This is a genomic window from Streptomyces barkulensis, assembly GCF_002843305.1.
In the GTDB taxonomy this organism is placed as follows: Bacteria; Actinomycetota; Actinomycetes; order Streptomycetales; family Streptomycetaceae; genus Streptomyces; species Streptomyces barkulensis.
The window spans coordinates 20276-45986 of record NZ_PGSG01000054.1; the positions used below are offsets into that span (position 1 = coordinate 20276).

The window sequence follows — 25711 nt, forward strand, 5'->3', positions numbered from 1 at the left end:
GCCGGTGGAGGCCGGGGCACCCGCGTTCCTCGTCCTTCCCTTCCTCCTCCCGGGCCGCCCTCCCGGGCCACCCTCCCGGGCCGCCCTCCGGGGACCCCGGCCGACCGGTCCCGGGGCAGGGGCCGACCGGCCCTGTTCCGCCGCCCGGCCGGGGCCTTCCGGCCGGGCGGCGGGGGCTCTCCGGCCCCGGCCCCGCGCGCCGGGGCCCGCATAGCGTTCCGGCCATGGTGAACGACGAGAAAGCGGGGGCCCGGACGGTCCGCGGTGAACGCGACTGGCCGCTGGCCGCGCGCCGACTGCTCAGCCGCCGCGAGGTGTCGGCCGACGGCCGCGCGGTGTACGGCACGGGCGACGAGAAGTGGGAGGGCTTCTACCGGGACCGGTGGTCCCACGACAAGGTGGTGCGCTCCACCCACGGCGTGAACTGCACCGGGTCCTGTTCGTGGATGGTGTACGTCAAGGACGGGATCATCACCTGGGAGCACCAGGCGACCGACTACCCCTCGATCGGCTCGGACTGCCCCGAGTACGAGCCCCGCGGCTGCCCGCGCGGCGCCTCGTTCTCCTGGTACACCTACTCCCCCAGCCGGGTGCGCTACCCGTATGTGCGCGGCACGCTGCTGAAGATGTGGCGGGAGGCCCGCGGCCGGCTGGGCGACCCGGTGGCGGCCTGGGCGGAGATCACCGGCGACCCGGCCAGGGCCCGCGCCTACAAGCGGGCGCGCGGCAAGGGCGGCTTCGTCCGCGCCGACTGGGACGAGGTGGCCGAGCTGGTCGCCGCCGCGCAGGTGCACACCGTCAAGGAGTACGGCCCCGACCGGGTGGCGGGCTTCTCCCCGATCCCGGCGATGTCGATGGCGTCGTTCGCGGCCGGTGCCCGGTTCCACTCCCTGATCGGCGGCACCCTGCTGTCGTTCTACGACTGGTACGCCGATCTGCCGGTCGCCTCGCCGCAGGTCTTCGGCGACCAGACGGACGTGCCGGAGGCGGCCGACTGGTGGAACGCCGGCTATCTGATCATGTGGGGGTCCAACATCCCCGTCACGCGCACGCCGGACGCGCACTTCCTGACCGAGACCCGCTACAACGGCACCAAGGTGGTGGCCGTCAGTCCCGACTACGCCGACAACGTCAAGCACGCCGACGAGTGGCTGGCCCCGCACCCGGGCACCGACGGGGCGCTGGCGATGGCCATGGGCCATGTGATCCTGCGCGAGTTCCTGGTGGACCGCGAGGTGCCCTACTTCCGGGACTACCTGCGCGCGTTCACCGACGCCCCGTTCCTGGTCACCCTGCGCGAGCGGGCGGACGGGCTCGTGCCGGACGGGTTCCTGACCGCGGCCGACCTCGGCGGCGGTCAGGCCGAGGAGGAGAACGCCGGCTCCAAGACCGTGCTGCTGGACAGCCGCACCGGCGAACCCGTCGTGCCGAACGGCTCGCTCGGCTTCCGCTGGGCCGAGGCCGGTAAGGGGCGCTGGAACCTGGACCTGGGTGAGGTGGTGCCCGAGCTGAGCCTGCTGGAGCGGGCCGGGGAGACGGCCGCGGTCGCGCTGCCCCGGTTCGACGAGGGGGCGACCGAGGGCGGCGGCAGCATGGTCCGCGGCGTCCCCGTGCTCCGGATCGGCGGGAAGCTCGTCACCACCGTCTTCGACCTGATGCTCGCCCAGTACGGGGTGGAGCGCCCCGGCCTGCCGGGCGACTGGCCGACCGGTTACGAGGACGCGGACCGGCCGTACACCCCGGCCTGGCAGGAGACGATCACCTCCGTCCCGGCGGCGCAGGCGGCCCGGATCGCCCGCGAGTTCGCCCGCAACGCCGAGCGCACCGGCGGCCGCTCCATGATCGCCCTCGGCGCGGGCACCAACCACTGGTTCCACTCCGACACCATCTACCGCGCCTTCCTGGCGCTGACGACCATGACCGGCTGCCAGGGCGTCAACGGCGGCGGCTGGGCCCACTACGTCGGCCAGGAGAAGGTCCGCCCCGTCACCGGGCTGCAGCACCTGGCCTTCGCGTTCGACTGGCAGCGGCCGACCCGGCACATGGCCGGCACATCGTACTGGTACCTGAACTCCGACCAGTGGCGCTACGAGGCGTTCGGGCCCGGCGAGCTGGCCTCTCCGCTGGGCGAGGGGCGGTTTGCGGGCAAGGCGTTCGCGGACTGCCTGGCACAGGCGGTGCGGCTGGGCTGGACGCCGGGGCACCCCGCCTTCGACCGCAACCCGCTCGATCTGGCGGACGAGGCGAAGGCCGCGGGCCGGCCAGTCCCCGAGCACATCGTGGAGGAGCTGAAGTCCGGGCGGCTGCGGTTCGCCGCCGAGGACCCGGACGACCCGGCCAACTTCCCCCGGGTACTGACGGTGTGGCGGGCCAACCTGCTGGGCTCCTCCGGCAAGGGCAACGAGTACTTCCTGCGCCATCTGCTGGGCACGGACGCGGCCGTGCGCTCCGAGCAGACGCCGCCCGAGGGGCGCCCGCGGGAGGTGGTCTGGCGCGAGGAGGCGCCCGAGGGCAAGCTCGACCTGCTGGTCACCATGGACTTCCGGATGACCTCCACCGGCCTGCTCTCCGACGTCGTGCTGCCGGCCGCCACCTGGTACGAGAAGGACGACCTGTCCAGCACGGACATGCACCCCTTCGTCCACGCCTTCACCCCGGCCATCGCCCCGCCCTGGCAGGCCCGCACCGACTACGACGCCTTCCTCACCGTCGCCGACCGGTTCAGCGAGCTGGCCGCCGAGCACCTGGGCACCCGCACCGACGTCCTGGCCGTGCCCCTGCTGCACGACACCCCCGACGAACTCGCCCAGCCCGGCGGGGTGGTGCGCGACTGGAAGGCCGGCGAGTGCGAGCCGGTGCCCGGCCGCACCATGCCCAAGCTGGTGACCGTCGAGCGCGACTACGCGGCGGTCGCGCAGAAGATGCGGGCCGTCGGGCCGCTGCTGGACACCCTGGGCACCACCACCAAGGGCGTCACCGTCCACCCGGACCGGGAGATCGGCGACCTGCGCCGCCGCTGCGGGACCGTCCGCGACGGGGTGGCCGCCGGCCGGCCCTCCCTGGCCACCGCCTCCGACATGTGCGAGGCGATCCTGGCCCTGTCCGGCACCACCAACGGGCGCCTGGCCACCGAGGGCTTCCGCGAGCTGGAGCGGCAGACCGGCAGCGAGGGCCTGGTGGAGCTGTCCGCCGAGCGCGAGGCCGAGCGGATCACCTTCGCCGACACCCGCGCCCAGCCGCGCTCCGTCATCACCTCGTACGAGTGGTCGGGGTCGGAGACGGGCGGCCGCCGCTACTCGCCCTTCGTCATCAACACCGAGCACCTCAAGCCCTGGCACACCCTCACCGGCCGCCAGCACTTCTTCGTCCAGCACGACTGGATGGCCGAACTCGGCGAGCAGCTGCCCGTCTACCGGCCCCCGCTGAACACGCCCCGGCACTACGGCGACGAGCACCTGCGCGAGGACGGCCGGGCCGAGGTCACGGTCCGCTACCTCACCCCGCACTCGAAGTGGTCCATCCACTCCAACTACCAGGACAACAAGTACATGCTCGACCTCTCCCGGGGCGGTCCCGTGATCTGGATGTCCCGGGAGGACGCCGAGCGGATCGGCGTGAAGGACAACGAGTGGATCGAGGCGTACAACCGCAACGGCGTCGTCGCCGCACGGGCGGTGGTGACCCACCGCATGCCCGAGGGCACGGTGTACATGCACCACGCCCAGGACCGCAACGTGAACGTGCCGAAGACCGAGGTCAGCGGCAGGCGCGGCGGCATCCACAACTCCCTGACCAGGCTGCTGCTCAAGCCGACCCATCTCGCGGGCGGCTACGCGCAGTTCACCTACGCCTTCAACTACTACGGACCGACCGGCAACCAGCGCGACGAGGTCACCGTCATCCGCCGCCGCGACCAGCAAGTGGAGTACTGAGATGCGTGTCATGGCCCAGATCGCGATGGTGATGAACCTCGACAAGTGCATCGGGTGCCACACCTGCTCGGTCACCTGCAAGCAGACGTGGACCAACCGCAGCGGCGTGGAGTACGCCTGGTTCAACAACGTCGAGACCAAGCCCGGCGTCGGCTATCCGCGCCGCTACGAGGACCAGGAGCAGTGGAAGGGCGGCTGGATGCTGGACAGGCGCGGGCGGCTCGTCCTGCGCTCCGGCGGCCGGGTCAGGCGGCTGCTGTCACTGTTCTCCAACCCGGACCTGCCCTCCCTGGAGGACTACTACGAGCCGGTCACCTACGACTACGACAACCTCGTCAGCGCCCCCGCCGGACCGGACATGCCCGTCGCCCGCCCCCGCTCGGTGCTCACCGGAAAACCCACCTCCATCACCTGGGGCGCCAACTGGGAGGACGGGCTCGGCGGCGCCCCGGAGAACGCCGGCGGCGACCCCAACCTCGGCGGGGACTGGGCCGAGAAGGTCAGGTTCGAGTTCGAGCAGACCTTCCTCTTCCACCTGCCGAGGCTGTGCGAGCACTGTCTCAACCCGGCCTGTGTCTCCGCCTGCCCGTCCGGCGCGATGTACAAGCGGGTCGAGGACGGCATCGTCCTGGTCGACCAGGACCGCTGCCGCGGCTGGCGGATGTGCGTGACCGCCTGCCCGTACAAGAAGGTCTACGTCAACCACGCCACCGGCAAGGCGGAGAAGTGCACCTTCTGCTTCCCGCGCATCGAGGCCGGGCAGCCCACCGTCTGCTCCGAGACCTGTGTGGGGCGGCTGCGCTACCTGGGCCTGCTCCTGTACGACGCCGACCGGGTCGGCGAGGCCGCCTCCACCCCCGACGAGAAGGACCTCCTGGACGCCCAGCGCGGTGTCTTCCTCGACCCGCGCGACCCGGAGGTGATCGCCGCGGCCCGCGCGTCCGGCATCCCGGAGGACTGGCTGGAGGCCGCCCGCCGCTCCCCCGTGTACAACCTGGTCATGAGGTACCGGGTGGCCCTGCCGCTGCACCCGGAGTACCGCACCCTGCCCATGGTCTGGTACGTGCCCCCGCTGTCGCCCGTCCTGGACGCCGTCGACGCGGCCGGCGGCGACCAGGACGACCCCGACCACGTGTTCGCGGCCGTCACCCGGCTGCGCATCCCCCTGGAGTACCTGGCCGAGCTGTTCACCGCCGGGGACACCGACGTGGTCGGCGGGGTGCTGATGAAGCTCACCGCGCTGCGCTCCTACATGCGCGAGCGCACCCTCGGCGAGGCCGGCGACGAGGCGGCCCTGAGGGCCGTCGGGCTCACCCCCGGTGAGGCCGAGGACCTGCACCGCCTGCTGGCCGTCGCCAAGTACGCCGACCGCTACGTCGTCCCGGCCGCCCACAAGGAGGACGCGGCGGCGCTGACCGCGATGGAGAACCGCTGTCCCGTGGAGTCCTCCGGCGATCCGCGGCCCTCCGACGGCCGTCGCGTGATGCTCGGCATCCCCACCCTGCGCCGCGCCCCGGCCGCCCCGGAAGGAGACCCCGCATGAGCCCCCTCCCGAACTCCGTCCGGGGGTACCCCCCGCCGGCCACCGTCCGCACCCGGGTGAAGGCGGCCCTGCGCCGCCCGCACCGGTCGGCCGCCCCGCTCACGCCCGAGGAGGAGGAGACGCGGGCCCTGCTGCTGCGGCTGATGTCCCTGCTGCTGCAGTACCCGGACGCCTCGCTCACCGCCGCCCGGCCGGTGCTCACCGCCACCGTCGGGGCGCTGCCGCCCTCCCCCGCCGCCGAGCGTCTGGCCGCGTTCACCCAGTGGTTCGCCGGGCAGGAGCCGGACGCGCTGGAGCGGCACTACGTCGAGACCTTCGACCTGCGGCGCCGCAGCGGCCTCTACCTCACCTACTACCTGCACGGCGACACCCGCCGCCGCGGCATGGCCCTGCTGACCCTCGCCCAGCGCTACCGCGCCACCGGCTGGGACACCGACGGCGGCGAACTGCCCGACCACCTCCCGGTCGTCCTGGAGTACGCCTCGCTCGCCGGGCCGCGCGCGGGCGAGGCCCCGCTGCGCCTGCACCGGCGCGGGCTGGAGCTGATCCACCACGCGCTGGCCGACGGCGGCTCCCCCTACCGGCACGTGCTCGCCGCGCTGCTGACCCTGCTGCCGCCCGCCACCGAGGCCGATCTGAAGGCCGTCGCCGAGCTCGCCGCCCAGGGGCCGCCCGCCGAGGACGTCGGGCTCGACCCGTACGGGGCGGGCGAGTTCGCGCCGCCGGGCGCGTTCGTCCCGCCCCGGCAGGCCCCGCCCACTGTCATGCCGCCCCCGTCGACCCCGGAAGGCTCCCGATGAGCGCCCCACCCGCATCCGCACCCGTCCTCCTGGCCGCGGCGAGCGGCGCCGAACTCCTGCTGTGGGTGGCCGTTCCCTATGTCTGCCTCGCCGTGTTCGCGGTGGGACACGTCTGGCGCTACCGGCAGGACCAGTTCGGCTGGACCTCCCGCACCAGCCAGCTGCTGGAGCACCGGTGGCTGCGCTGGGGCAGCCCGCTGTTCCACCTGGGCGCCTTCATGGTGATCGCAGGACATGTCGTCGGCCTCGCCGTGCCGGCCTCGTGGACGGAGGCGGTCGGCGTCGACGAGCACACCTATCATCTGACGGCCGTGTGGGCGGGCTCGGTCGCCGGGGTGGCCATGGTGGCCGGCCTGGGCATGCTCTGCGCCCGCCGGCTGCTGACCCGCCGGGTCCGGCTGGGCACCGACCGCAGCGACAAGCTCCTCTTCCCGCTGCTGTCCGCCACCGTGGTGCTGGGCATCGCCGCGACCGCCGCCCACAATGTGTTCGGCGCGGGGTACGACTACCGCTCCACCGTCTCCGTCTGGTTCCGCGGCCTGTTCGCCCTCCAGCCGCAGCCGGAGGCGATCTCCGGCGCGCCGCTGCTGTTCCAGCTCCACGCCCTGACCGCCTGCCTGCTCTTCGCCGCCTGGCCGTTCACCCGGCTGGTGCACGTGTGGTCCGCCCCGGTCGGCTATCTGGCCCGGCCCTATCTGGTCTACCGGAGCCGGAGCGGCGCCGCGGTCCCGGCCCCCCGGGGCGGGGTGCCCCGGCACCGGCCCGGCGGGAACAGGCCCGGCGGGAACAGGCCCGGTCGCCGCACCGGGAGCCGGGCGTGACGGCCGAGCGGGCTCCCGAGGAGTCCGGGAGCGCCGCGCGGGCGCGGCGCTCCCCCCTGGGGGCGGGCCGGGCGACGGCCCTGGTCATCACCCTCACCGGACTGGTCGGCTGGCTGGCCTCCTTCCAGCTGACCGCCGACGGCTGGCGGGTGCTGGGCGACCCGGACTACCGGCCCTCGTGCGATCTCAGCCCCGTCGTCGGCTGCGGCAGTGTGCTGTCGAGCCCGCAGGGCAGTGTGCTGGGCTTCCCCAACATGCTGCTCGGCCTGGGCGCCTTCGCCGCCGTCGCCGCCCTCGGCGCCGCCCTGCTCCTGGGGGCGCGGCTGCACCGGGCGCTGTGGCTGGCCCTGAACGCCGGGGCGCTGGCCGGGGTCGTCCTCGTCCACTGGCTGATCCAGCAGTCGCTCTACGAGCTGGGCCGGATCTGCCCGTACTGCGCCGTGGTGTGGGCCGTCACCGTCCCGCTGTTCTGGTACGTGACGCTGCACGACCTCCGGCACGGCGTCCTGCCGGTGCCGCGCCGCGCGCGGGGCGTCCTGAGCGCCGTGCTGGAGCTGCACGGCGTGATCCTGGCGACCTGGTACGCCGTCGTCGTGCTGCTGGTCCTCACCCGCTTCTGGGACCACTGGACCGGCCTGCTGTGAGACGGTCCGCCCCGTCACCGGGCCCGGCTCGGGCCCGGTGACGGGGCGGGTCCGCGCCGGGCCGGCCGGCGGAATCGGTCCGCCGGGGTCAGTCCAGCCGGACGGTGAGCAGTACCAGGGCGTCGGTGTCGGCGGTCAGCCGGTGGCGCTCCGCGGGGATGGCGATGAGGTCCTCCGGGCCCAGCTCCCACTCCCGCTCGACGGTGCTCAGCGTCACCCGGCCGGTCAGGCACAGCAGCGTCGCGGCTCCGGGCGCCTGGTGCTCGGCCAGCCCGTGGCCGGCGGCCAGCGCCATCAGGGTCACGCTGAGTCCGGGGACCTTGACGACGGTCTGCGCCTTCCGCCCGGAGCCGGCCGCCCCCGCCTCGGCCAGCAGCCACTCGCCCTGGGCCCTCAGCCCGGCCACCTCTCCGGCGGGGTGTTTCTCGCGGTCCGGTTCGGGACCGCCCTGCGGAGTGATCATCGGACACGCTCCCATCCGCGCCGGGTGGCACGCGAGCCCAGCTGCGTGTCCCGGCTGCGGTAGACGATGTAGGGACGGGTGAGGTACCCCAGCGGAGCGGTCAGCATGTGCACCAGCCGGGTGAAGGGCCAGACGGCGAACAGGGCCAGCGCGCTGAGCGCGTGGAGCTGGAACAGCAGCGGCACGCCGACCATCAGCGCGGGGTCGGGCTGGAAGTAGAAGATCGACCGGAACCAGGGGGAGATGGTGGTCCGGTAGTCGTAGCCGTCGTCGACGATGTTGGCGGCCACCGTGGCGGCCAGCCCCAGCACCAGTGCCGCGGTGAGCATCAGGTACATCAGCTTGTCGTTGCGGGTGGTGGCGCTGAAGACCGGGCCGACGGTGCGGCGCCGGTAGATCAGGATGGCGATCCCGCCCAGGGTGCTCACGCCCGCGATGGTGCCCATGACGACGGCGGAGACATGGTAGGTGTGCTCGCTCACCCCCGCCGCCTCGGTCCAGCTGTTGGGGATGACCAGGCCGACGACATGGCCGATCAGCACCACCAGGATGCCGAAGTGGAACAGCGGACTGCCGATGCGCAGCAGCCTGCTCTCGTAGAGCTGGGAGGAGCGGGTGGTCCAGCCGAACTTGTCGTATCGGTAGCGCCAGACATGCCCGCCGACGAACATCACCAGCGCCACGTACGGCAGGATCACCCACAGCAGGATGTCGAGCGCGCCGGGGCCGGCGGCGTTCTGGGCCAGGTGCGTCATCGGCGGCCTCCCACCGGGTCGGGCATGTACTGGGGCGGTGCGAAGGGCGCCAGGCCCACCTCCTCCTCGGGCGGCCCCTCGGCGGCCAGGCGGGTGACGGCCTCGCGCTCGTCGCCGCCCAGCGGCGGCAGGGTGGCCGAGACCGAGTCCAGGACGTGCGCCCAGGGCGCGCCGGTGTCGTGCAGGGCCAGGCGCAGCAGTTCCAGGCCGGCGCGGTGCTCGGTCAGCAGCTTCCGCCCGGCCTCGGGCTCGCCGGCGGCGAACTCCAGGACGACGGCCAGGTGGTCGGGCAGTTCCTCGTCGGTCAGGCGCAGTCCGGCGGCGGCGTACGTCCGCTTGATGCGCAGCAGCGCCACACCGCGCTTGCGGGTGTCGCCGTGGGCGTAGTAGGTCAGGAACGGGCAGCAGCGTCTGCGGTGGTCGAAGACCTCCACGTACTCGGCGGCCAGGCGGGCGGTGCCGGTGCGCTCGGCGTGGTCCAGGAAGCGGTGCAGGGGGGCCGCGACCGGTGCGGGCAGCGCGGCCGCGACCCGGCGGGCCAGACGGAGGCGGCCGTCCAGGTGCTCGTCGGGGTAGGCCAGCAGCAGCGACTGAACCTGCCAGGCCGGTGCGGGCAGGGAGGCTTCCGGTCCGGGCGTGTGCCCGGACGTGTGCCCGGTGGCGCGCTCGGGGGTGTGGTCGGTGGTGCGGGGGGTCATGGCTTCGGCTCGCTCTCGGCGTTCGGGTCGGTGCCGTCCATCAGTTCCCTCGGGGGCGCCTCCCCGCTGCCGGGACTGTCGGGGAACAGCCCCTTCGGGCGGCCCTTTCCGTCCCAGTTGAGGAGGTTGACGCGATTGGCCTTGTCCGCCGGGTCGGTGAAGGAGTCGGTGGTCTGGCGGGCGTGGAGCATCCGGAAGTTCTCCACGGCCACCGGGTCGGGCCCGCCGGACGCCTCCCCGAACGGGCCGGAGCCTCCCGCCCGTCGCCCGGCCCCTCCCATCCCGGGGCCGCCCTCGTAGTCCAGGCTGCACTCGGTGGCCAGTTCCTCCAGGCCGTGCGCCTGCTCGGCGTGGGCGGGCGGGATGACGTACCGCTCGTCGTACTTGGCCAGTGCCAGCAGCCGGTACATCTCGTACATCTCCTCCTCGCCCATGCCGACGGCGGCCGGGATGGAGGCGTCGGGCTCACGGCCGAGGTTGATGTCGCGCATGTAGCTGCGCATGGCGGCGAGCTTGCGCAGCACGGCGTCGACGGGGGCCGGGTCGCCGGCGGTGAACAGCTCGGCGAGGTACTCGACGGGGATGCGCATCGTGTCGATGGCGGCGAAGAGGTTGCCGCGGTCCTCGGCGTCGTGGCCGGTGCCGCGCACCGCGTCCACGACCGGGGACAGCGGCGGGATGTACCAGACCATGGGCATGGTGCGGTACTCCGGGTGCAGCGGCAGGGCCACCTTGTAGGTGTTGATCAGGGAGTGGACCGGGGAGCGCTGGGCGGCCTCGATCCAGTCGCGGGGGATGCCCTCGCGCTCGGCCGCCGCGATCACCTCCGGGTCGTTCGGGTCGAGCAGGATGCTCCGCTGCGCCTCGTACAGGTCCTTGTCGTCGGGGGTGGAGGCGGCCTCCAGCACCCGGTCGGCGTCGTAGAGGACCAGGCCGATGTAGCGCAGCCGCCCCACGCAGGTCTCGGCGCAGACGGTGGGCAGTCCGACCTCGATGCGCGGGAAGCAGAAGGTGCACTTCTCGGCCTTGCCGGTGCGGTGGTTGAAGTAGACCTTCTTGTACGGGCAGCCGGTGACGCACATCCGCCAGCCGCGGCAGCGGTCCTGGTCGACCAGGACGATGCCGTCCTCGCTTCGCTTGTAGATCGCCCCCGAGGGGCAGGAGGCGGCGCACGAGGGGTTGAGGCAGTGCTCGCAGATGCGCGGCAGGTAGAACATGAAGGTCTGCTCGAACTCGAACTTCACCTTGTCCGCGATCTCGGCGACCAGCACGTCCTTGCCGCCGTGCTCCGGAGCCCCGCCGAGGTTGTCGTCCCAGTTCGCCGACCAGGTGATCTTCATGTCCTCACCGGTGATGAGGGACTTGGGCCGGGCGACGGGGCTGTGCTCCTGCAGGGGGGCGTTGGTGAGGGTCTCGTAGTCGTACGTCCACGGCTCGTAGTAGTCGTCGAGCGCGGGCAGCTTGGGGTTGGAGAAGATGGTGATGAGCTTCTTGAACCGGCCGCCGGCCCTGAGCTTCAGCCGTCCCCGCTTGTTGACCTCCCAGCCGCCCTTCCAGGTCTCCTGGTCCTCGTAGCGGCGCGGGTAGCCCTGGCCGGGCCGGGTCTCGACGTTGTTGAACCAGACGTACTCCACGCCGCTGCGGTTGGTCCATGCCTGCTTGCAGGTGACCGAGCAGGTGTGGCACCCGATGCACTTGTCGAGGTTCATCACCATCGCCATCTGGGCCATGACCTTCATCAGTAGGTCACCTCCTGGGAGCGGCGGCGGATGACGGTGACCTCGTCGCGCTGGTTGCCGGTGGGGCCGAGGTAGTTGAAGGCGAAGGAGAGCTGGGCGTAGCCGCCGATCAGGTGGGAGGGTTTGATCATCAGCCTGGTCAGGGAGTTGTGGATGCCGCCGCGCCTGCCGCTGGTCTCGGAGCGGGGCACGTCGATGAGCCGGTCCTGCGCGTGGTGCATGTAGACGGTGCCCTCCGGCATGCGGTGGGAGACGATCGCGCGGGCGACGACCACGCCGTTGCGGTTGACCGCCTCGATCCATTCGTTGTCGGCCACTCCGATCTTCCGCGCGTCCTCCCGGCTCATCCAGACGGTCGGCCCGCCGCGGGAGAGGGAGAGCATGAACAGGTTGTCCTGGTACTCGGAGTGGATGGACCACTTGTTGTGCGGGGTCAGGTACCGCACGGTGACGCCCAGTTCGCCGGTGCTGCCGACCTGGGGCTCGTCGAAGAGGGCGTGCATGTTCAACGGCGGCCGGTACACCGGCAGCCACTCGCCCAGCTCCGCCATCCAGTCGTGGTCGAGGAAGAAGTGCTGGCGTCCGGTGAGGGTGTGCCAGGGCTTGAGGCGCTCGACGTTGATGGTGAAGGGCGAGTAGCGCCGCCCGCCGGACTCCGACCCGGACCACTCCGGGGAGGTGATGACGGGTACGGGCTGGGACTGGGTGTCGGCGAAGGTGACCCGTTTGCCCTCGTGTTCGGCGGCCAGGTCGGCCAGTCGGGTGCCGGTGCGGGCCTCGACGCTGCGGAAGCCCTGGGTGGCCAGATGCCCGTTGGTGGTGCCGGACAGGGCGAGGATCGCCTCGCAGGCCTGGATGTCGCGGGCGATGGAGGGACGGCCGTCGGCGACGCCGCCGTGGACGGTGCCGTTCTTGCTGCGCAGGTACTCCAGTTCCCGGTCGAGTTTGAAGGTGACGCCCTTGGTGGTGGCGCCCTGGCTGTCCAGCAGGGGGCCGAGGGCGGTCATCTTCTCCGCCACTGCCGCGTAGTCGCGTTCGACGGTCACCAGTTTGGGCATGGTGCGGCCGGGGACGGGCTCGCACTCGCCGGCCTTCCAGTCCCGTACTCGGCCGTGGGGATTGGCCAGTTCGTCCGGGGTGTCGTGCAGGAGCGGGGCGGCGACCACGTCGCGGACGGTGCCCAGGTGGTCGGCGGCCAGCCGGCTGAAGGCCCTGGCGATGGTGTTGAAGGCGTCCCAGTCGGTGCGGGTCTGCCAGGGCGGGGAGATGGCCGGGTTGAACGAGTGCACGTAGGGGTGCATGTCGGTGGTGTTGAGGTCGTGCTTCTCGTACCAGGTGGCGGCCGGGAGCACGATGTCGGAGTAGATGGTGGTGGACGTCATCCGGAAGTCCAGCGACAGCAGCAGGTCGAGCTTGCCGGTGGGGGCCTGCTCGTGCCAGACCACGTCGCGCGGGCGGGCCCCCTCGGGCGCCTCCTCGGCGCGCACGGAGGAGTCGGTGCCCAGCAGGTGTTTGAGGAAGTACTCGTTGCCCTTGGCGGAGGAGCCCAGCAGGTTCGCCCGCCACACCGTCAGTACCCGGGGGAAGTTGGCCGGGTCGTCCGGGTCCTCGGCGGCGAACCGCAGCCGCCCGGCCTTGAGTTCGTCCACCACGTACTCCCCCACCTCGCGGCCGGCCGCCGCGGCGTCCTCGGCCACGGCCAGCGGGTTGCGGTCGAAGGTGGGGTAGGACGGCATCCAGCCCATGCGGGCGGACTGGGCGATGACGTCGGCGGTGGTCTTTCCGGCGAACGTGCCGCCCGCGGAGGCCGCCGAGAGGGTGTCGGCGCCGAAGGGGTCGTAGCGGAACTGGTCGGTGTGCAGGTACCAGTACGCGGTCTGGATCATCTGCCGGGCGGGCCGGTTCCAGTCGGCGGCGGTGGCCAGCGCCGAGTAGCCGGTGATGGGGCGGACCTTCTCCTGGCCGACGTAGTGGGCCCAGCCGCCGCCGTTGACGCCCTGGCAGCCGGTGATGGTGGTCAGGGTGAGGAAGGCCCGGTAGATGGTGTCGGAGTGGAACCAGTGGTTGGTGCCCGCACCCATGATGATCATGGAGCGGCCGCCGGACTCCTCGGCGTTGTCGGCGAACTCCCGCCCGATGCGGGCGGCCTTCTCCGCCGGAACCCCGGTGATGGCCTCCTGCCAGGCGGGGGTGTAGGGCTGGGAGGCGTCGTCGTAGCCGGTGGGCCAGGTGCCCGGCAGCCCGTCGCGGGCGACGCCGTACTGGGCCAGCAGCAGGTCGAAGACGGTGGTGACCGGCTTCCCGCCGATCCGGCGGACGGGGACGCCGCGGCGCAGTGACGCGGCCCGGCCGTCGGGGGTGTCGAAGCGGGGCAGTTCGACCTCGACCGCCGCCTCGCCGCCGCCGGAGGCGGTGAGCAGCGGATCGGTGTCGCCCAGCTCCAGGTTCCACTTCCCGGCGCCGGACTCGCCGTAGCGGTGGCCGAGCGAGCCGTTCGGCACCACGGGGCCACCGGTGGCCGAGTCCAGCAGGACGGTCTTGAACTCCGCGTTCTCCGCCTCCGCCTCGGCCCCGCCGAGGTCGGCGGCGGTCAGGAACTTGCCCGGCCGGTACACACCTTCCGGGCCCTCCTCCAGGCGGACCAGGAACGGCAGGTCGGTGTAGCGCTTGACGTAGTCGGCGAAGCGCCCGGCCTGCCGCTCGACGAAGAACTCCTTGAGGATCACATGGCCCATGGCCATCGCCAGCGCCCCGTCGGTGCCCGGGTGCGGGGCCAGCCACTCGTCGGCGAACTTGACGTTGTCGGCGTAGTCGGGGGCGACGGCGACGACCTTCTGGCCCCGGTAGCGGGCCTCGGCCATCCAGTGCGCGTCGGGGGTGCGGGTCACCGGCAGGTTGGAGCCCCACATGACCAGGTAGCCGGCGTCCCACCAGTCCCCGGACTCGGGGACGTCGGTCTGGTCGCCGAAGACCTGCGGGGAGGCCACCGGCAGGTCGGCGTACCAGTCGTAGAACGACAGCATCGCCCCGCCGAGCAGGGAGTAGAAGCGGGCTCCGGCGGCGTGGGAGACCATCGACATCGCCGGGATCGGGGAGAAGCCGGCCAGCCGGTCGGGGCCGTACTCCTTGATGGTGTGGACGTGGGCGGCGGCGATCATCTCGGCCGCCTCCTCCCAGGTGGCCCGCACCAGACCGCCCTTGCCGCGCACCGACTTGTAGCGCCGGGAGCGCTCGGGGTCGGAGACGACGTCGGCCCAGGCCGCCACCGGGTCGCCCAGGCGCTGTTTCGCCTCGCGGTACATCTGCAGCAGCACCCCGCGCACATACGGGTAGCGCACCCGGGTGGGCGAGTAGGTGTACCAGGAGAACGCGGCGCCGCGCGGGCAGCCGCGGGGCTCGTACTCGGGGCGGTCGGGGCCGACCGACGGGTAGTCGGTCTGCTGGGCCTCCCAGGTGATGATCCCGTCCTTGACGTACACCTTCCACGAGCACGATCCGGTGCAGTTGACCCCGTGGGTGGAGCGCACCACCTTGTCGTGGGACCAGCGGTCCCGGTAGAAGGTGTCGGCCTGTCGTCCGCCGATGCGGTACAGAGCCCGGCGGTCCTCGGAGACCTCGGCGCGGGTGAAGAAACGGCGGCTGCCCACCAGGGCGTCGGCCACCTCACCGTCCAGACCGGGACGGTGCTCCGTCTCCGCCGCGGTCTTCCTGTTCCTCGCTCTCACCAGCGCGTCCCTCCCGGGATCGGAAGTCGGTTCCCGCACCGGGCCGCGGACGGCCGGGCGCCCGCCTCGACCATGCGCGCTCCCCGCCCCGCTCCGGTGCCGACCCGTTGACTACCCGGGAAGCAAGATCTCACACGGGCCGTTCGGAAGTGTTTCCGATCATTCACCGGCGCGGTCGCGCCCTCAGGCCGCGGCGGCGGGCATCCCCGATCCGGCGCGGCCGCGGGCGGCGGCGACCGCCTCCCAGTCCTCGGTGTCCAGCACGGACAGGGCGGCGGGGAAGACGCCGTCCTGCTCCTTGAGGATGTGCTCGCGCAGCGTCTCCAGGGCCTCCCGCAGGCGCCGCGGCCAGTCCGGGTCGGCCGGTGTGCCGCCCTCGGCCTCCGCCAGCACCGACTCGATGCGCCGGTGTTCGTCCTCCAGTGCCGCGATGTGGTCGGGGAACTCCTCCTTCATCGCGGGGAAGAGACCGTGCTCCTCGACCTCGGTGTGCGGGCCGAGGACCGCGGCGATGCTCCGGGCGGCCCGGGCCATCCGGGCGACGTCGCCGTCGCTTTGGGCCGCACGCACCTCGCCGATCATGTTGACGACCGTGTCGTGCTCACGGGTCAGCTCGTCGATGGCTTCCAGGGACTGGCAGCCGCAGTACTCGCACATCTCCTCGTTCCTCTCGTCTCCCGGACGCCGTACCGTCAGGTGGCGCGCTGTCAGGTGGTGCGCCGTCAGTCGTGCCGTCAGGCGTGCCGTCAGGCGTTGTGCCGCTCCACGGCCCGCCGCACCCCGGTGAGGGTGTAGACCAGGGCCGCCCCGGCGACCAGGGCCAGCAGCGTCAGGCCGATCGCGTAGGAGTCGGTGGCCCCGTAGACCGCGCCCATCACCAGCGGGGGCAGGAATCCGCCCAGTCCTCCCGCGGCGCCCACCACACCGGTGACCGAGCCGACCTTGTCCGCCGGGGCGGCCAGCGAGACCAGGGCGAAGGTCGCGCCGCTGCCGGCGCCCAGGGCGACGGCCATCGACAGGAAGGCCACGGTGCCCTGCGGGGCCAGGTCCAGGGTGAAGGACTGCATCACGGCCCCGACGACCACCACCGCCAGGGAGGTGGCCAGGACGCGCACCGGGCCGAAGCGGTCCGACAGCCATCCGCCGATCGGGCGCATCAGCACCGCCAGTACCACGAACCCGGCCATCCGGTTGGCCGCGTCGGTCTGCTCCAGCCCGTAGGCGGTCCTGAGGTAGACCGGCAGGTAGACCGAGAAGGCGACGTAGCCGCCGAACGCCACCGCGTACAACGCCGACGCCTGCCAGGTGATTCCCAGGCGGGCGGTGGCGGCCAGCCGGCGGAGCAGGGGCTGGGAGGGCACGCTGCGGCCGGGGGCGTCGCGCAGCACGGCGTAGGCCAGGACCGCGTAGAGGGCGAGGGCGACGGCGGTGATCACGAACGGGGTGGCGGTTCCGTGGTCCTTGACCAACTGGACCGTGGTCAGGGCGCTGATGGCGGTGCCGCCCATGCCCGCGCCGAAGATCCCGACGGCCAGGCCGCGGCGCTCGGGCGGGAACCAGGCGTTGACGAACGGCACCCCGATGGCGAAGGCGGTGCCGCCGATACCGAGGAAGAAACCGCCGATCAGCAGCCCCGCCAGGGAGGTATGGCCGGACAGGCCCAGATAGAGGACGGGAACGATGGTCGCGGCGGAGACCAGCGGGAACATCACCCGGCCGCCGAACCGGTCGGTCAGCGCGCCCACCGGGATACGGCCCACCGAGCCGACGATCACCGGCACCGCGACGATCAGCGACTGCTCGAAGGAGGACAGCTCCAGGATCTCCTGGAAGCGGGGCCCCAGCGGGCTCAGCAGTGCCCAGGCCCAGAAGTTCAGGGCGAAGCCGACGGTGGCGAGAGTCAGCATCAGCAGGCGCCGCTTCGCGGTCTTGTCGGTGCCGGTCCCCTCGGCGGTCGGACGGGCGGTCGCGGTCGTCCCGCGCGGCTCACGGTCCATGGTGGTTCCCGTATCCGTTTCGTACGGCAGTGTGGTCATGTCGTCCTCAACCGGCTCGATGGTGACTCCGTGTCGCGGGCCGGAACCGGTGGTGTGTGCCCAGGTGCCCTGAGCGGCCGGTGCCATGCCCGCACCTCAAGGGTCTTCACACCCCTGTCCGGCGGTAAGGGACCAACAGGTCCCGCAAGGGACCATTGGTCTCGCCTTTCCGGGGCCGCCCGGCGCGCCCCCGGCGCGCCCCCGCGGCGCCCGCCCCCGCGGCACGGCGCCCGTCAGGTGACGGGCAGGGCCGTGGCCAGGAGCACCACTCCCAGCGAGCCGACCAGGGAGGTGACCGCCAGGGCCCGGGCCAGCTCGGGACGGCCCCGGGAGTGGGCCCGGCCGTGCAGCGCGGCGACGGCCATCACGGCGGTGAACAGGGCCAGTTTGGCGGCCAGGGTCCGCCCGTAGCCGGGCTCGGCCAGCGAGGCCCAGGTCACCCCCTTGTGCCAGGCCATCGCGACCCCGCCGGCCAACTGGAGGGGCAGGAACACCGTCCCGGTGAGCTTCCCGAAGCGGCGTCCGGCCTCCCGGACGAACCGCCCCCGGGCCTCGGGGGCCAGCATCCGGCGGGCCAGTGGCAGGATCACCAGCGACAGGGCCAGTTGCCCACCGACCCACAGCGCGGCCCCGATGACGTGGGCGAAGCGTACGAGGGCCCATGCGTCCACCCCGTTCACCTCCTCACCTCCACCACTCCACGGGCGCCGGCCTCGGCGCGGCGCATGTCGTGGTCGACGAACGGATAGCGGCCGGCCTCGGGGAACACCGTCTCGACGAAACCGCCCTGGGCCGGGGCCAGGTCGAGCACCTGGGCCCCGCCGGGACCGTCCGGGCGCAGCAGACGGGCGCCCTCCTGGTAGACGCTGTCGAACACCGCGCCCACCACGTGGAAGGCGACCCCGTCGCCCGGCCCGGCCGCCACCACCCAGAAGCGGACCCGCTCCCCGGCCCGCGCGGTCAGGGGCGCCTGGGCGTACTGGCCGGCCACCCCGTTGAAGGCCCAGGCGTCCGGGCGGTTGGCGCGCATCCTCGCCACCTGCCCCTCACTGCCGACGGCGCCCAGATAGAGCTGGGAGGTCACCAGCAGATACTCCCGGTCGACCTCGGGCAGGCCGGGCGGATCGATCACCACGGCCCCGTACATGCCGTTGGCGATGTGCTGGAGCATCGGCGCGGTGCCGCAGTGGTACAGCCACGCGCCGCTGCGTTCGGCGGTGAACCGGTAGACCAGCGACTGGCCCGGTTCGATGGTGCGCATCGGCTTGTCGGGGGCCAGCGCCCCGGCGTGGAAGTCGATGCTGTGGCCCATGGCTCCGTCGTTGACCAGGGTGATCTCGAAGGTGTCGCCGACCCGTCCGCGCAGGGTGGGGCCCGGCGCGGTGCCGCCGAAGGTCCACATCCGCTGCCGCACCCCGGGAGCGACCTCGATGTCCTTCTCCACGGTGCGCAGGGTCACCCGGTGGACGCGGCCCGGGCCGGCCGGCGGCAGCGCGGCCGGACGGGAGGCCCAGCCCGGCGAGAACTCCGCGGTCAGATCCGGCCCGGCCGCCCCCGAGGCCGGGGCGCCGGGGTCCGCCGTACCGCCGGGGCGCTCGGTGTCGCCGCCGGCGCCGCCCGCGCCGGTCTCCCGTACCACGATGCGCATGCTCATGCCCGCGGCACGGTGTCCGGCCACGGTGCACCAGGCCGCGCGGTCGGCGGTGACCGTTCCGACGTCCAGGCGGGCGCTCCCGCCCCGGTCGAGCATCGGGGTGGCGGGGCCGTCCTCCACACGCAGGTCGTGGCGCATGGCGTCTTCGTTGACGACCTCCAGGACCAGGCGGGTGCCGGAGGGGACCTCGACGGTGGCGGGGCTGACCCGCATGCCCCTCAACTCCACCCGCACGGTGCGCGTCCCGGAGGCGGCGGTGCCGGCGCCCCGGCCGTCCGCCGTCCCCGCTCCGCCGCCCGGTGTCCCGGCCACCAGTACGGCCAGTACGGTCAGCAGGACGCCGGCCGCGGCTCCGAACAGGGGGGCCCGCCGCGAGGTGCTCGTGGGCGGGGGTCCGCCGCGGGGTCCGGGCGGCCGGTCGGCCTGTGTGGGCGGGCCGGGCGGTTCGGGTGATTCCGGCGGGCCGGGTATGCCCGGTGGCGGGGCGTCGGCCGCCTCGGCCGGGGGTGGGGTGGTCACGTGCGCTCCTCAGGGTCCCGTCGCGGTCGCGGCGGATGATCGGGACATCGAGGCCGATTGTCGTTCCGGGGCGTACCGGCGTTCGGGCGGCGAAGGTCCCTCGCGCCGGGCCTTTCGGCCCCCGGTCCGGCCCCGGGGGTCCCGGGTCCGGACCGGGGGGCGGCCGCGTCAGCGGTGGGTGAGGCGCAGGCGCCAGGCCTGCGGGCCGCGCTCCAGGTACTCCACCGCGAAGGCGCCGGGTGCGCGCTGCTCGATCTGGGCCAGCAGGGGCAGCGGGTCGTGCGGTGCGACCAGCACCATGGACCGGCCCGCGGGGACGGCCTCGAGCGCTCCGAAGACCGTGGCGTGGCGGATGGCGTGCGGGACCTCGCGCACGTCCAGTTCGGGCGCTTCCCCGGCGTCCGTCTCCCCGCAGGCGCAGCCTCCGCCGCAGCCGCCCTCCTCGCCGCCCTGGCCCGTCCCGCCCGGTTCCTCGTGGCCGGACTCCTCGTGGCCGGACTCCTCGTGGCCGCCGAGCAGTTCGTGCATTCCGGCCAGCATCTCGGCCAGGGAGACGTCGGGCGCGGCGGCGAGCAGCGGCAGCACCAGGTGGTTCTCCTTGTCCAGGTGCTCCTCGAAGAGGACCTGGAGGGCCCGTGCGTCGGCCGCCGCGCGGGCCGGGGTGAGCGGGGCGCGCAGCGCCTCGACGAGCGCTCCGATCCTGCGGTGCTCGGCGAGCATGCCGTCGACCAGCAGCCGGGCCTCGGCGGTGCGGTGCGCGGCGGGGTAGAGGGCGGACTCCTCGGCGGCGGCGTGCGGGAGGAGTTCGCGGTCGCAGAAGGCGACCAGGCCCGCGCGGGCCCGGCCGGCGGCGGCCGGGTCGCGGTCGGCCGCGTCCAGCAGCATCGCGACCCGGCCGGCCAACTGGCCCGCGAGCTGGGCGTGGTGGGCCTCGACGGCTTCGACGGCCGCGGCGTCCCGGGGGTCGGAGGCGAGGGTGAGAGTGCTCATGGCTTTCCTCCCGAGGATGGGCGGCCCACCGGGTCGTCCGGGGCCGACGCGAGCAATATACTACGGACATGTCCGTGAAAAATAAGGGTCCACTGCCGGGCGGCGGCTCGGACGACCATCCGCCGGTCTCCCGGCAGCGCAGAGCGGTCCTGCGGCATCTGCGCGGCCGGACGGAGCCGGTCACGGCCGCCGACCTCGCGGCGGAGTGCGGGCTGCACTCCAACACCGTCCGCGAGCACCTCGACGCCCTGGTCGACGCCCGTCTGGCCGCTCGCGAGCGCGCTCCGGCCGCCGGCCGCGGCCGGCCCGCCTGGCTCTACCGGGCCCGGGCCCCGCAGCAGTCCGCCGTGCGCGAGTACGCCGGGCTGGCCACCGTCCTCGCCGCGCGGATCGCCCGCACCAGCCCCGACCCGCGCGCCGACGCCCTGGCCGCCGGGGAGGAGTGGGGCCGCGCCCTGCTCGCCGGGCAGGAGCCCGCCCGCGACCCCGGGGAGGCGCGCGCAAGGGTGCTGGTGCTGCTGGAGGAGATCGGCTTCGCCCCGCAGCCGGACGGGCCCGACGGGACCGCACGCGAGGTGCGGCTGCCGCGCTGCCCCTTCGTCGAGGCCGCCCGCGAGTACCCCGGCGTGGTCTGCGCCGTCCACGAGGGCCTGGTCAGGGCAGGGCTGGCCGCTCTGGGCGGGGACGCGGAGCAGGTGGCGCTGCACCCCTTCGCCGAACCGGACGCCTGCCGGCTGAGTCTGGACGCCGGACCGCACGGGCCGTCGGGGGACGACGCCGCCGGAGGGGACCGGTGACCGGCCCCGGAGCGGCGCCCGCCCGTGCCTCCGCCGCCGCGGCCCGGCGTACGGGCGCCCGCCGCGCCGTCCTGCTGCTGCCGGCCGGGCTGGCCCTGCTCGCCGGACTCGACGCCGCCCTGCTGCTGCTCGGCCTGCCCGCCCCCGTCGACGCCGACCGGCTGCCGCGCGTGCACGGGGTGCTGCTGGTGCTCGGCTTCGCCGGGACGCTGGTTTCGCTGGAGCGGGCGGTCGCCCTGGGCGCCCGCTGGGGGTACCTCTCCCCCGCCTGCCTGGGCGCGGGCGGCCTGCTGCTGATCACGCCCGGCGGGCTCCGTCCGGGCGGGCTGCTGCTCGTCGCCGGCGCCGCCGTCCTGCTCGCGGTCTACGTCCGGCTGTGGCGACGTCAGCCCGGCCCGGCCCTGGCCGTGCAGGCCGGGGGCGCGGTGGCCGCGCTGGGCGCCGCGCTGCTGTGGCTCGGTGGACTCGACGTGCCCCGGCTGCTGCCCTGGCTGGCCGCCTTCCTGGTACTGACCATCGCCGGGGAGCGGCTGGAGCTGTCCCGGGTGGGCCTGCTGCCGCCCCGCGCCGAGCACTCCTTCCTCGCCTGCTCCGGCGCCGTGCTCGCCGGGGCCGTCGCCGCCCTGCTGTGGCCCGCCGCCGGCACTCTGCTGCTGGGCGCCGCGCTGCTCGCCCTGGTCGGCTGGCTCACCGCGTACGACGTCGCCCGCCGGACGCTGCGCTCCACCGGGCTGCCCCGCTTCGGCGCCGCGTGCCTGCTGGCCGGCTACGCCTGGCTGGGCCTGGCCGGGGTGCTGTGGCTGGTGTACGGGCCGATCGCAGGCGGGCCGCGGTACGACGCGGTGGTGCACTGCGTGTTCCTGGGCTTCGTACTGTCGATGATCATGGCCCACGCTCCGGTGATCCTGCCCGCGGTGCTGCGCCGCCCCCTGCCCTACCATCCCGCCCTCGCCGTACCGGCCTGGCTGCTGCACCTCTCGCTGGCCCTGCGCGTCCTGATGGGCGACCTGCGGGGCGTGGAGTGGGCCTGGCGGCTGGGCGGGGCCCTCAACATCGCCGCCGTGCTGCTGTTCGCGGCGGTGGCGGTGTCCTCGTCGGTGGCCGCCGCCCGGCGCTCCCGGACCGGACCACCCGAGCCGTCCGCCTCGTCCGCCCCCTCCGCCCCGGAGGTCTCCCGGTGACGCTCCTCTCGCCCCGCTCCCCCTCTCCGGGTTCTCCCGGTTCTCCCGGCTCTCCCGGTTCTCCCGGTTCTCCCGGCGGCCCGCCCCCGCCGCCCGCCGGGCGTTCGCCTCGCGCCTCCTGGCACCTGGGCGCGAACGCGGTGGTGGTGCTGTGGCTGGCACTGTTCGCCGCCGCGGCGGCCGGGCACCACTTCCTGCCGTCCGCCCGCTGGCTGATGGCCCATCTGCTGCTGCTCGGCGCGGTGAGCAACGCGATCGTCATCTGGTCGGGGCACTTCGCCGCCTCGGTGCTGCGGCTGCCGGAGGCGAACCGAGGGGCCCCGGCCGCGTGGCGGCTGGTCTGCCTCAACGCCGGTGCCGCCGCCGTGATCGGCGGGATGGCCGCCGGGGTGTGGCCGGCCGTCCTGGCGGGCGGGGCGGCCGTGGCGGGCGCGGTGACGGCCCACGCGGTGTGGCTGGTGCGGCTGACGCGCCGCGCCCTGCCCGGCCGCTTCACCATGACCGTGCGCTACTACGTGGCCGCCGCCTGCCTGCTGCCCGTGGGCGCCGCGCTGGGTGTGGTCATGGCCCGCGGCGATCTGTCCGGCGGCCTCCACGCACGGCTGCTGACGGCCCATGAACTGGTCAATCTGCTGGGCTGGGTGGGCCTGACCGTGGCCGGGACGCTGATCACCCTGTGGCCCACGATGCTGCGCACCAAGGTGGCGGACGGGGCGGAGCGCGCGGGCCGCCGTGCCCTGCCCGTGCTGCTCGCCGGGCTCGGCGCGGCCGTCGTCGCCGTACTCGCCGGCCCGCCGCCCCTGGCCGCCGCCGGGGTCGCCGCCTACGCCGGCGGGTGGGCCGTGGCGGGTGTGCCCTGGGTACGCGAGGCGCGGGCGAAGGCGCCGCGCTCCTTCGCAACCTGGTCGGTGGCCGCGGGCGGGGTGTGGCTGCTCGGCTCGCTGGCGGGCCTGGCCTGGATCCTGCTGACCTCGTCCTCCTGGCCGCAGGCGGCGGCGCGGGTGCCGGCCCTGACCGCGCCGCTGGCCGCCGGGTGGATCGCCCAAACCCTGCTGGGGGCGCTGACCTTCCTGGTGCCGGTCGTGCTCGGCGGCGGGCCTGCCGCCGTACGGGCCGCCTCCGCCGGGCTGGAGCGGGGCCGGCCCTTCCGGCTGGCCGCGGGCAACGCCGCGCTGGCGCTGTGCCTGCTGCCGGTGCCGTCGGTGGTCCGGGTGGTGGGCTCGGTGCTGCTGCTGGGGGTGCTGGTCGCCTTCCTGGTGCTGCTGGTCCGCACCGTCGCAGGCGGGCTGCGGGCCCGCCGGGGCGGTGCTTCGGCGTCCGGCGCACCGCCTTCCGCGCGTCCGTCCGCACCGCCTGCCGGGAAGCCGGCCGGAAGGCGGACCGCGGAACCCCGCCCGCACCGCGTCCTGGGCGGCGCCGCCGCGGGGCTGGCGGCGGTGGTGCTGGCGGTCGCGGTGGGCGGCGCGGCGGACGTGCGCTCCCTGCCGGTCCTGCCCCGCGCCGCCTCGGGCACGGCGGACGGCACGGCGGACGCGGGTGTGCGGGCCACCGGCGAGACCACCACCGTGGAGGTGGTGATGCGCGGGATGCGGTTCCACCCGGCCTCCGTCGAGGTGCCCGCCGGGAACCGCCTGGTGATCGAGGTGCGCAACGAGGGCGACGACGGCCACGACCTGGTGCTGGAGTCCGGCGCCCGCACCGGCCGGCTCGCCCCCGGCGAGCGGGAGACGCTGGACGCGGGAGTCGTCGGCCGCGATCTGGAGGGCTGGTGCTCGGTGGTGGGGCACCGGCGGATGGGCATGGTGTTCGGCGTACGGGCCACCGGCGGCAGCGGCGGAGGCAGGGCAGCCGGAGAGGAGGAGCCCGAAGGCCCCGCAGAGCACGGAGAACACGGCGAACACGGAGAACAGGGCGGCGCCGGCGGGGAGTCGGCCGCCTCCGCCTTCGATCCCATGGCCGAGCCCGCCCCCGGCTTCACCGCCCGCGACGCCGCGCTGCCGCCCGCCAGCGGCGACTCCGGTCCGCGCGTCCACCGCCGGACCCTGACGGTGCGCGAGACCGTGCGCGAGGTCGCCCCCGGAGTGCGGCAGACCCTGTGGACCTTCGGCGGCACCGCGCCGGGTCCGGTGCTGCGCGGACGGGTCGGCGACACCTTCGAGATCACCCTGGTCAACGACGGGTCGATCGGCCACAGCATCGACTTCCACGCCGGGGCGCTGGCCCCCGACAAGCCCATGCGCACCATCGCCCCCGGCGAGTCGCTGACCTACCGGTTCACCGCCGAGCGCAGCGGGGTGTGGATGTACCACTGCTCCACGATGCCGATGTCGCTGCACATCGCCAACGGCATGTACGGGGCCGTCATCGTCGACCCGCCGCAACTGCCCGAGGTCGACCGGGAGTTCCTGCTGGTCCAGTCCGACCTGTACCTGGGCGGGCAGGGAGGTACCGCCGACGCGGGCAAGGTGGCGGCCCTGCGGCCCGACGCCGTGGTCTTCAACGGCTACGCCAACCAGTACGCCTACGACCCGCCGGCCGTCCGCACCGGCGAGCGGGTACGGATCTGGGCGCTGGCGGCCGGGCCGAACCGGCCGAGCGCCTTCCACGTCGTCGGCGGCCAGTTCGACACCGTCTACCAGGAGGGCGCCTACCGGCTGCGGCCGGACGATCCGGGCAGCGGCGGCGCGCAGGTGCTGGATCTGGCCCCGGCCTCCGGCGGGTTCGTGGAGCTGACCTTCCCCGAGGCCGGCACCTATCCGTTCGTCTCGCACATCATGAGCGACGCCGAACGCGGCGCGAAGGGGGCCTTCAGGGTGACGGACTGAGCCGCTTCTCGAACCAGTGGTCGGCGTACTTCCCGCCGTTGTAGTCGGGGATCTCGGCGTAGCCGCCGCGCGCGTACAGGGCGCGGGCCTCGACCAGGTCGGCGCGGGTGTCCAGGCGGACCACCCGCGCGTCCAGCACCTCGGCGGCGGCGCGTTCGGCCGCCGCCAGCAGCCGCGCGCCGCCGCCCGTCCCCCGTGCGCCGGGGAGCACGAAGAGGCGGGTCAGCTCGGCGGTCCGCTCCTCCAGCAGGCGCAGGCCGGCGCACCCGGCGGGCCGCCCCTCCCACCGGCCCACCAGGAAGTGGCCGGTGGGAGGGGCGAGATCGTCGCTGGGCTCCTCGGCGAGCGCCGCGTCGACCTCCTCCCGGGTGGCGCGGCGGCCGTGGTAGCGGCCGACGATGTCGTCGTAGTACGCGCGCAGCAGGGCCGCGGAGTCGGGATGCCCGACGGGCAGGGGCGCGATGTTCCAGGAGTCCGGTCGTCCGTCGTTCACGCGCCTCATCCTCACAGGCCCGCCGCACCCGCCGCCTCCCGGTTTCCCTCCCGTCCGGGTCCCGGTTCGGGCCGTGGTGCCGCAGGTCGTCGCGCG

Annotated in this window: 19 protein-coding genes; 8 read left to right on the forward strand and 11 right to left on the reverse strand. The window is 74.0% G+C overall.

The features are described 5' to 3' along the window. The first annotated feature begins 224 nt into the window (after positions 1-224). From CUT83_RS11215 to CUT83_RS11235, 5 genes are read left to right on the forward strand one after another with little or no spacing between them, the layout of a single operon-like run. Entirely contained in the window at positions 225-3932 is a 3708-nt protein-coding gene (locus tag CUT83_RS11215; RefSeq protein ID WP_101255709.1) for a nitrate reductase subunit alpha, read from the forward strand. A gap of 1 nt (position 3933) precedes the next feature. Beyond that, positions 3934-5475, forward strand: a complete 1542-nt coding sequence (narH, locus tag CUT83_RS11220) for a nitrate reductase subunit beta (RefSeq protein ID WP_101255710.1) — start codon at positions 3934-3936, stop codon at positions 5473-5475. Beyond that, positions 5472-6275, forward strand: coding sequence for a nitrate reductase molybdenum cofactor assembly chaperone (gene narJ / locus CUT83_RS11225; protein WP_101255711.1), 804 nt, complete (start codon positions 5472-5474; stop codon positions 6273-6275). Before narH (CUT83_RS11220) ends, narJ (CUT83_RS11225) begins: the two co-directional genes overlap by 4 nt. Further along, positions 6272-7096, forward strand: a complete 825-nt coding sequence (gene narI / locus CUT83_RS11230) for a respiratory nitrate reductase subunit gamma (protein WP_206282614.1) — start codon at positions 6272-6274, stop codon at positions 7094-7096. The genes narJ (CUT83_RS11225) and narI (CUT83_RS11230) overlap by 4 nt, the downstream gene beginning before the upstream one ends. After that, positions 7093-7740: a vitamin K epoxide reductase family protein gene (locus CUT83_RS11235; RefSeq protein ID WP_241524785.1), complete on the forward strand. Its 648-nt coding sequence runs from the start codon at positions 7093-7095 to the stop codon at positions 7738-7740. The genes narI (CUT83_RS11230) and CUT83_RS11235 overlap by 4 nt, the downstream gene beginning before the upstream one ends. Positions 7741-7828: 88 nt before the next feature. On the opposite strand, the gene CUT83_RS11240 is transcribed toward CUT83_RS11235, so the two are convergent. The 10 genes from CUT83_RS11240 to CUT83_RS11285 all read right to left on the reverse strand — a co-directional run bounded on the left by CUT83_RS11240 (position 7829) and on the right by CUT83_RS11285 (position 20319). Next, positions 7829-8203: a cupin domain-containing protein gene (locus CUT83_RS11240; protein WP_240957881.1), complete on the reverse strand. Its 375-nt coding sequence runs from the start codon at positions 8201-8203 to the stop codon at positions 7829-7831. After that, entirely contained in the window at positions 8200-8958 is a 759-nt protein-coding gene (gene narI / locus CUT83_RS11245) for a respiratory nitrate reductase subunit gamma (protein ID WP_101255712.1), read from the reverse strand. The genes CUT83_RS11240 and narI (CUT83_RS11245) overlap by 4 nt, the downstream gene beginning before the upstream one ends. Continuing rightward, on the reverse strand, positions 8955-9656 hold the full coding sequence (narJ, locus tag CUT83_RS11250; RefSeq protein WP_101255713.1) for a nitrate reductase molybdenum cofactor assembly chaperone: 702 nt from the start codon (positions 9654-9656) through the stop codon (positions 8955-8957). The genes narI (CUT83_RS11245) and narJ (CUT83_RS11250) overlap by 4 nt, the downstream gene beginning before the upstream one ends. Next, entirely contained in the window at positions 9653-11395 is a 1743-nt protein-coding gene (narH, locus tag CUT83_RS11255) for a nitrate reductase subunit beta (protein ID WP_101255714.1), read from the reverse strand. The genes narJ (CUT83_RS11250) and narH (CUT83_RS11255) overlap by 4 nt, the downstream gene beginning before the upstream one ends. Continuing rightward, entirely contained in the window at positions 11395-15069 is a 3675-nt protein-coding gene (locus CUT83_RS11260; protein ID WP_101255784.1) for a nitrate reductase subunit alpha, read from the reverse strand. Before CUT83_RS11260 ends, narH (CUT83_RS11255) begins: the two co-directional genes overlap by 1 nt. 234 nt (positions 15070-15303) lie before the next feature. Further along, a complete protein-coding gene (locus CUT83_RS11265) occupies positions 15304-15777 on the reverse strand; it encodes a hemerythrin domain-containing protein (protein WP_101255715.1) in 474 nt (157 codons plus the stop codon). 89 nt (positions 15778-15866) lie between these two features. Then, on the reverse strand, positions 15867-17027 hold the full coding sequence (locus CUT83_RS11270) for an MFS transporter (protein ID WP_173915058.1): 1161 nt from the start codon (positions 17025-17027) through the stop codon (positions 15867-15869). A 362-nt stretch (positions 17028-17389) separates the two neighbouring features. After that, complete coding sequence (locus CUT83_RS11275) at positions 17390-17827, reverse strand: hypothetical protein (RefSeq protein WP_101255716.1); 438 nt, start codon at positions 17825-17827, stop codon at positions 17390-17392. Between the two features lie 5 nt (positions 17828-17832). Then, the gene (locus CUT83_RS11280; RefSeq protein ID WP_206282612.1) at positions 17833-19329 is read right to left on the reverse strand and encodes a multicopper oxidase domain-containing protein; all 1497 of its coding nucleotides are present in this window, start codon (positions 19327-19329) and stop codon (positions 17833-17835) included. A gap of 168 nt (positions 19330-19497) precedes the next feature. Further along, the gene (locus CUT83_RS11285) at positions 19498-20319 is read right to left on the reverse strand and encodes a DUF2249 domain-containing protein (protein ID WP_101255717.1); all 822 of its coding nucleotides are present in this window, start codon (positions 20317-20319) and stop codon (positions 19498-19500) included. Positions 20320-20387: 68 nt separating this feature from the next. On the opposite strand from CUT83_RS11285, the gene CUT83_RS11290 reads away from it, so the two are divergent. The 3 genes from CUT83_RS11290 to CUT83_RS11300 all read left to right on the forward strand — a co-directional run bounded on the left by CUT83_RS11290 (position 20388) and on the right by CUT83_RS11300 (position 25122). After that, positions 20388-21116 carry a helix-turn-helix transcriptional regulator gene (locus CUT83_RS11290; RefSeq protein ID WP_101255718.1) on the forward strand — a complete coding sequence of 243 codons (729 nt, stop codon included), beginning with the start codon at positions 20388-20390 and terminating at the stop codon, positions 21114-21116. After that, positions 21113-22297 (forward strand): DUF8744 domain-containing protein, encoded by a 1185-nt coding sequence (locus CUT83_RS11295; protein ID WP_206282611.1) that lies wholly within the window; start codon positions 21113-21115, stop codon positions 22295-22297. Before CUT83_RS11290 ends, CUT83_RS11295 begins: the two co-directional genes overlap by 4 nt. 146 nt (positions 22298-22443) lie before the next feature. Continuing rightward, entirely contained in the window at positions 22444-25122 is a 2679-nt protein-coding gene (locus tag CUT83_RS11300; protein WP_206282610.1) for a multicopper oxidase domain-containing protein, read from the forward strand. Here the strand turns inward: CUT83_RS11300 and CUT83_RS11305 are convergent. Further along, the gene (locus CUT83_RS11305; protein ID WP_240957880.1) at positions 25106-25615 is read right to left on the reverse strand and encodes a GNAT family N-acetyltransferase; all 510 of its coding nucleotides are present in this window, start codon (positions 25613-25615) and stop codon (positions 25106-25108) included. The genes CUT83_RS11300 and CUT83_RS11305 overlap by 17 nt on opposite strands. Between the last annotated feature and the right edge of the window lie 96 nt (positions 25616-25711).

Bases quoted from the DNA above. Each gene is read 5' to 3' on its own strand.
- CUT83_RS11215 (WP_101255709.1), top strand. From the start codon at position 225: ATGGTGAACGACGAGAAAGCGGGGGCCCGGACGGTCCGCGGTGAACGC.
- narH (WP_101255710.1), top strand. From the start codon at position 3,934: ATGCGTGTCATGGCCCAGATCGCGATGGTGATGAACCTCGACAAGTGC.
- narJ (WP_101255711.1), top strand. From the start codon at position 5,472: ATGAGCCCCCTCCCGAACTCCGTCCGGGGGTACCCCCCGCCGGCCACC.
- narI (WP_206282614.1), top strand. From the start codon at position 6,272: ATGAGCGCCCCACCCGCATCCGCACCCGTCCTCCTGGCCGCGGCGAGC.
- CUT83_RS11240 (WP_240957881.1), bottom strand. From the start codon at position 8,203: ATGATCACTCCGCAGGGCGGTCCCGAACCGGACCGCGAGAAACACCCC.
- narI (WP_101255712.1), bottom strand. From the start codon at position 8,958: ATGACGCACCTGGCCCAGAACGCCGCCGGCCCCGGCGCGCTCGACATC.
- narJ (WP_101255713.1), bottom strand. From the start codon at position 9,656: ATGACCCCCCGCACCACCGACCACACCCCCGAGCGCGCCACCGGGCAC.
- narH (WP_101255714.1), bottom strand. From the start codon at position 11,395: ATGAAGGTCATGGCCCAGATGGCGATGGTGATGAACCTCGACAAGTGC.
- CUT83_RS11265 (WP_101255715.1), bottom strand. From the start codon at position 15,777: ATGTGCGAGTACTGCGGCTGCCAGTCCCTGGAAGCCATCGACGAGCTG.
- CUT83_RS11270 (WP_173915058.1), bottom strand. From the start codon at position 17,027: ATGCTGACTCTCGCCACCGTCGGCTTCGCCCTGAACTTCTGGGCCTGG.
- CUT83_RS11285 (WP_101255717.1), bottom strand. From the start codon at position 20,319: ATGAGCACTCTCACCCTCGCCTCCGACCCCCGGGACGCCGCGGCCGTC.
- CUT83_RS11290 (WP_101255718.1), top strand. From the start codon at position 20,388: ATGTCCGTGAAAAATAAGGGTCCACTGCCGGGCGGCGGCTCGGACGAC.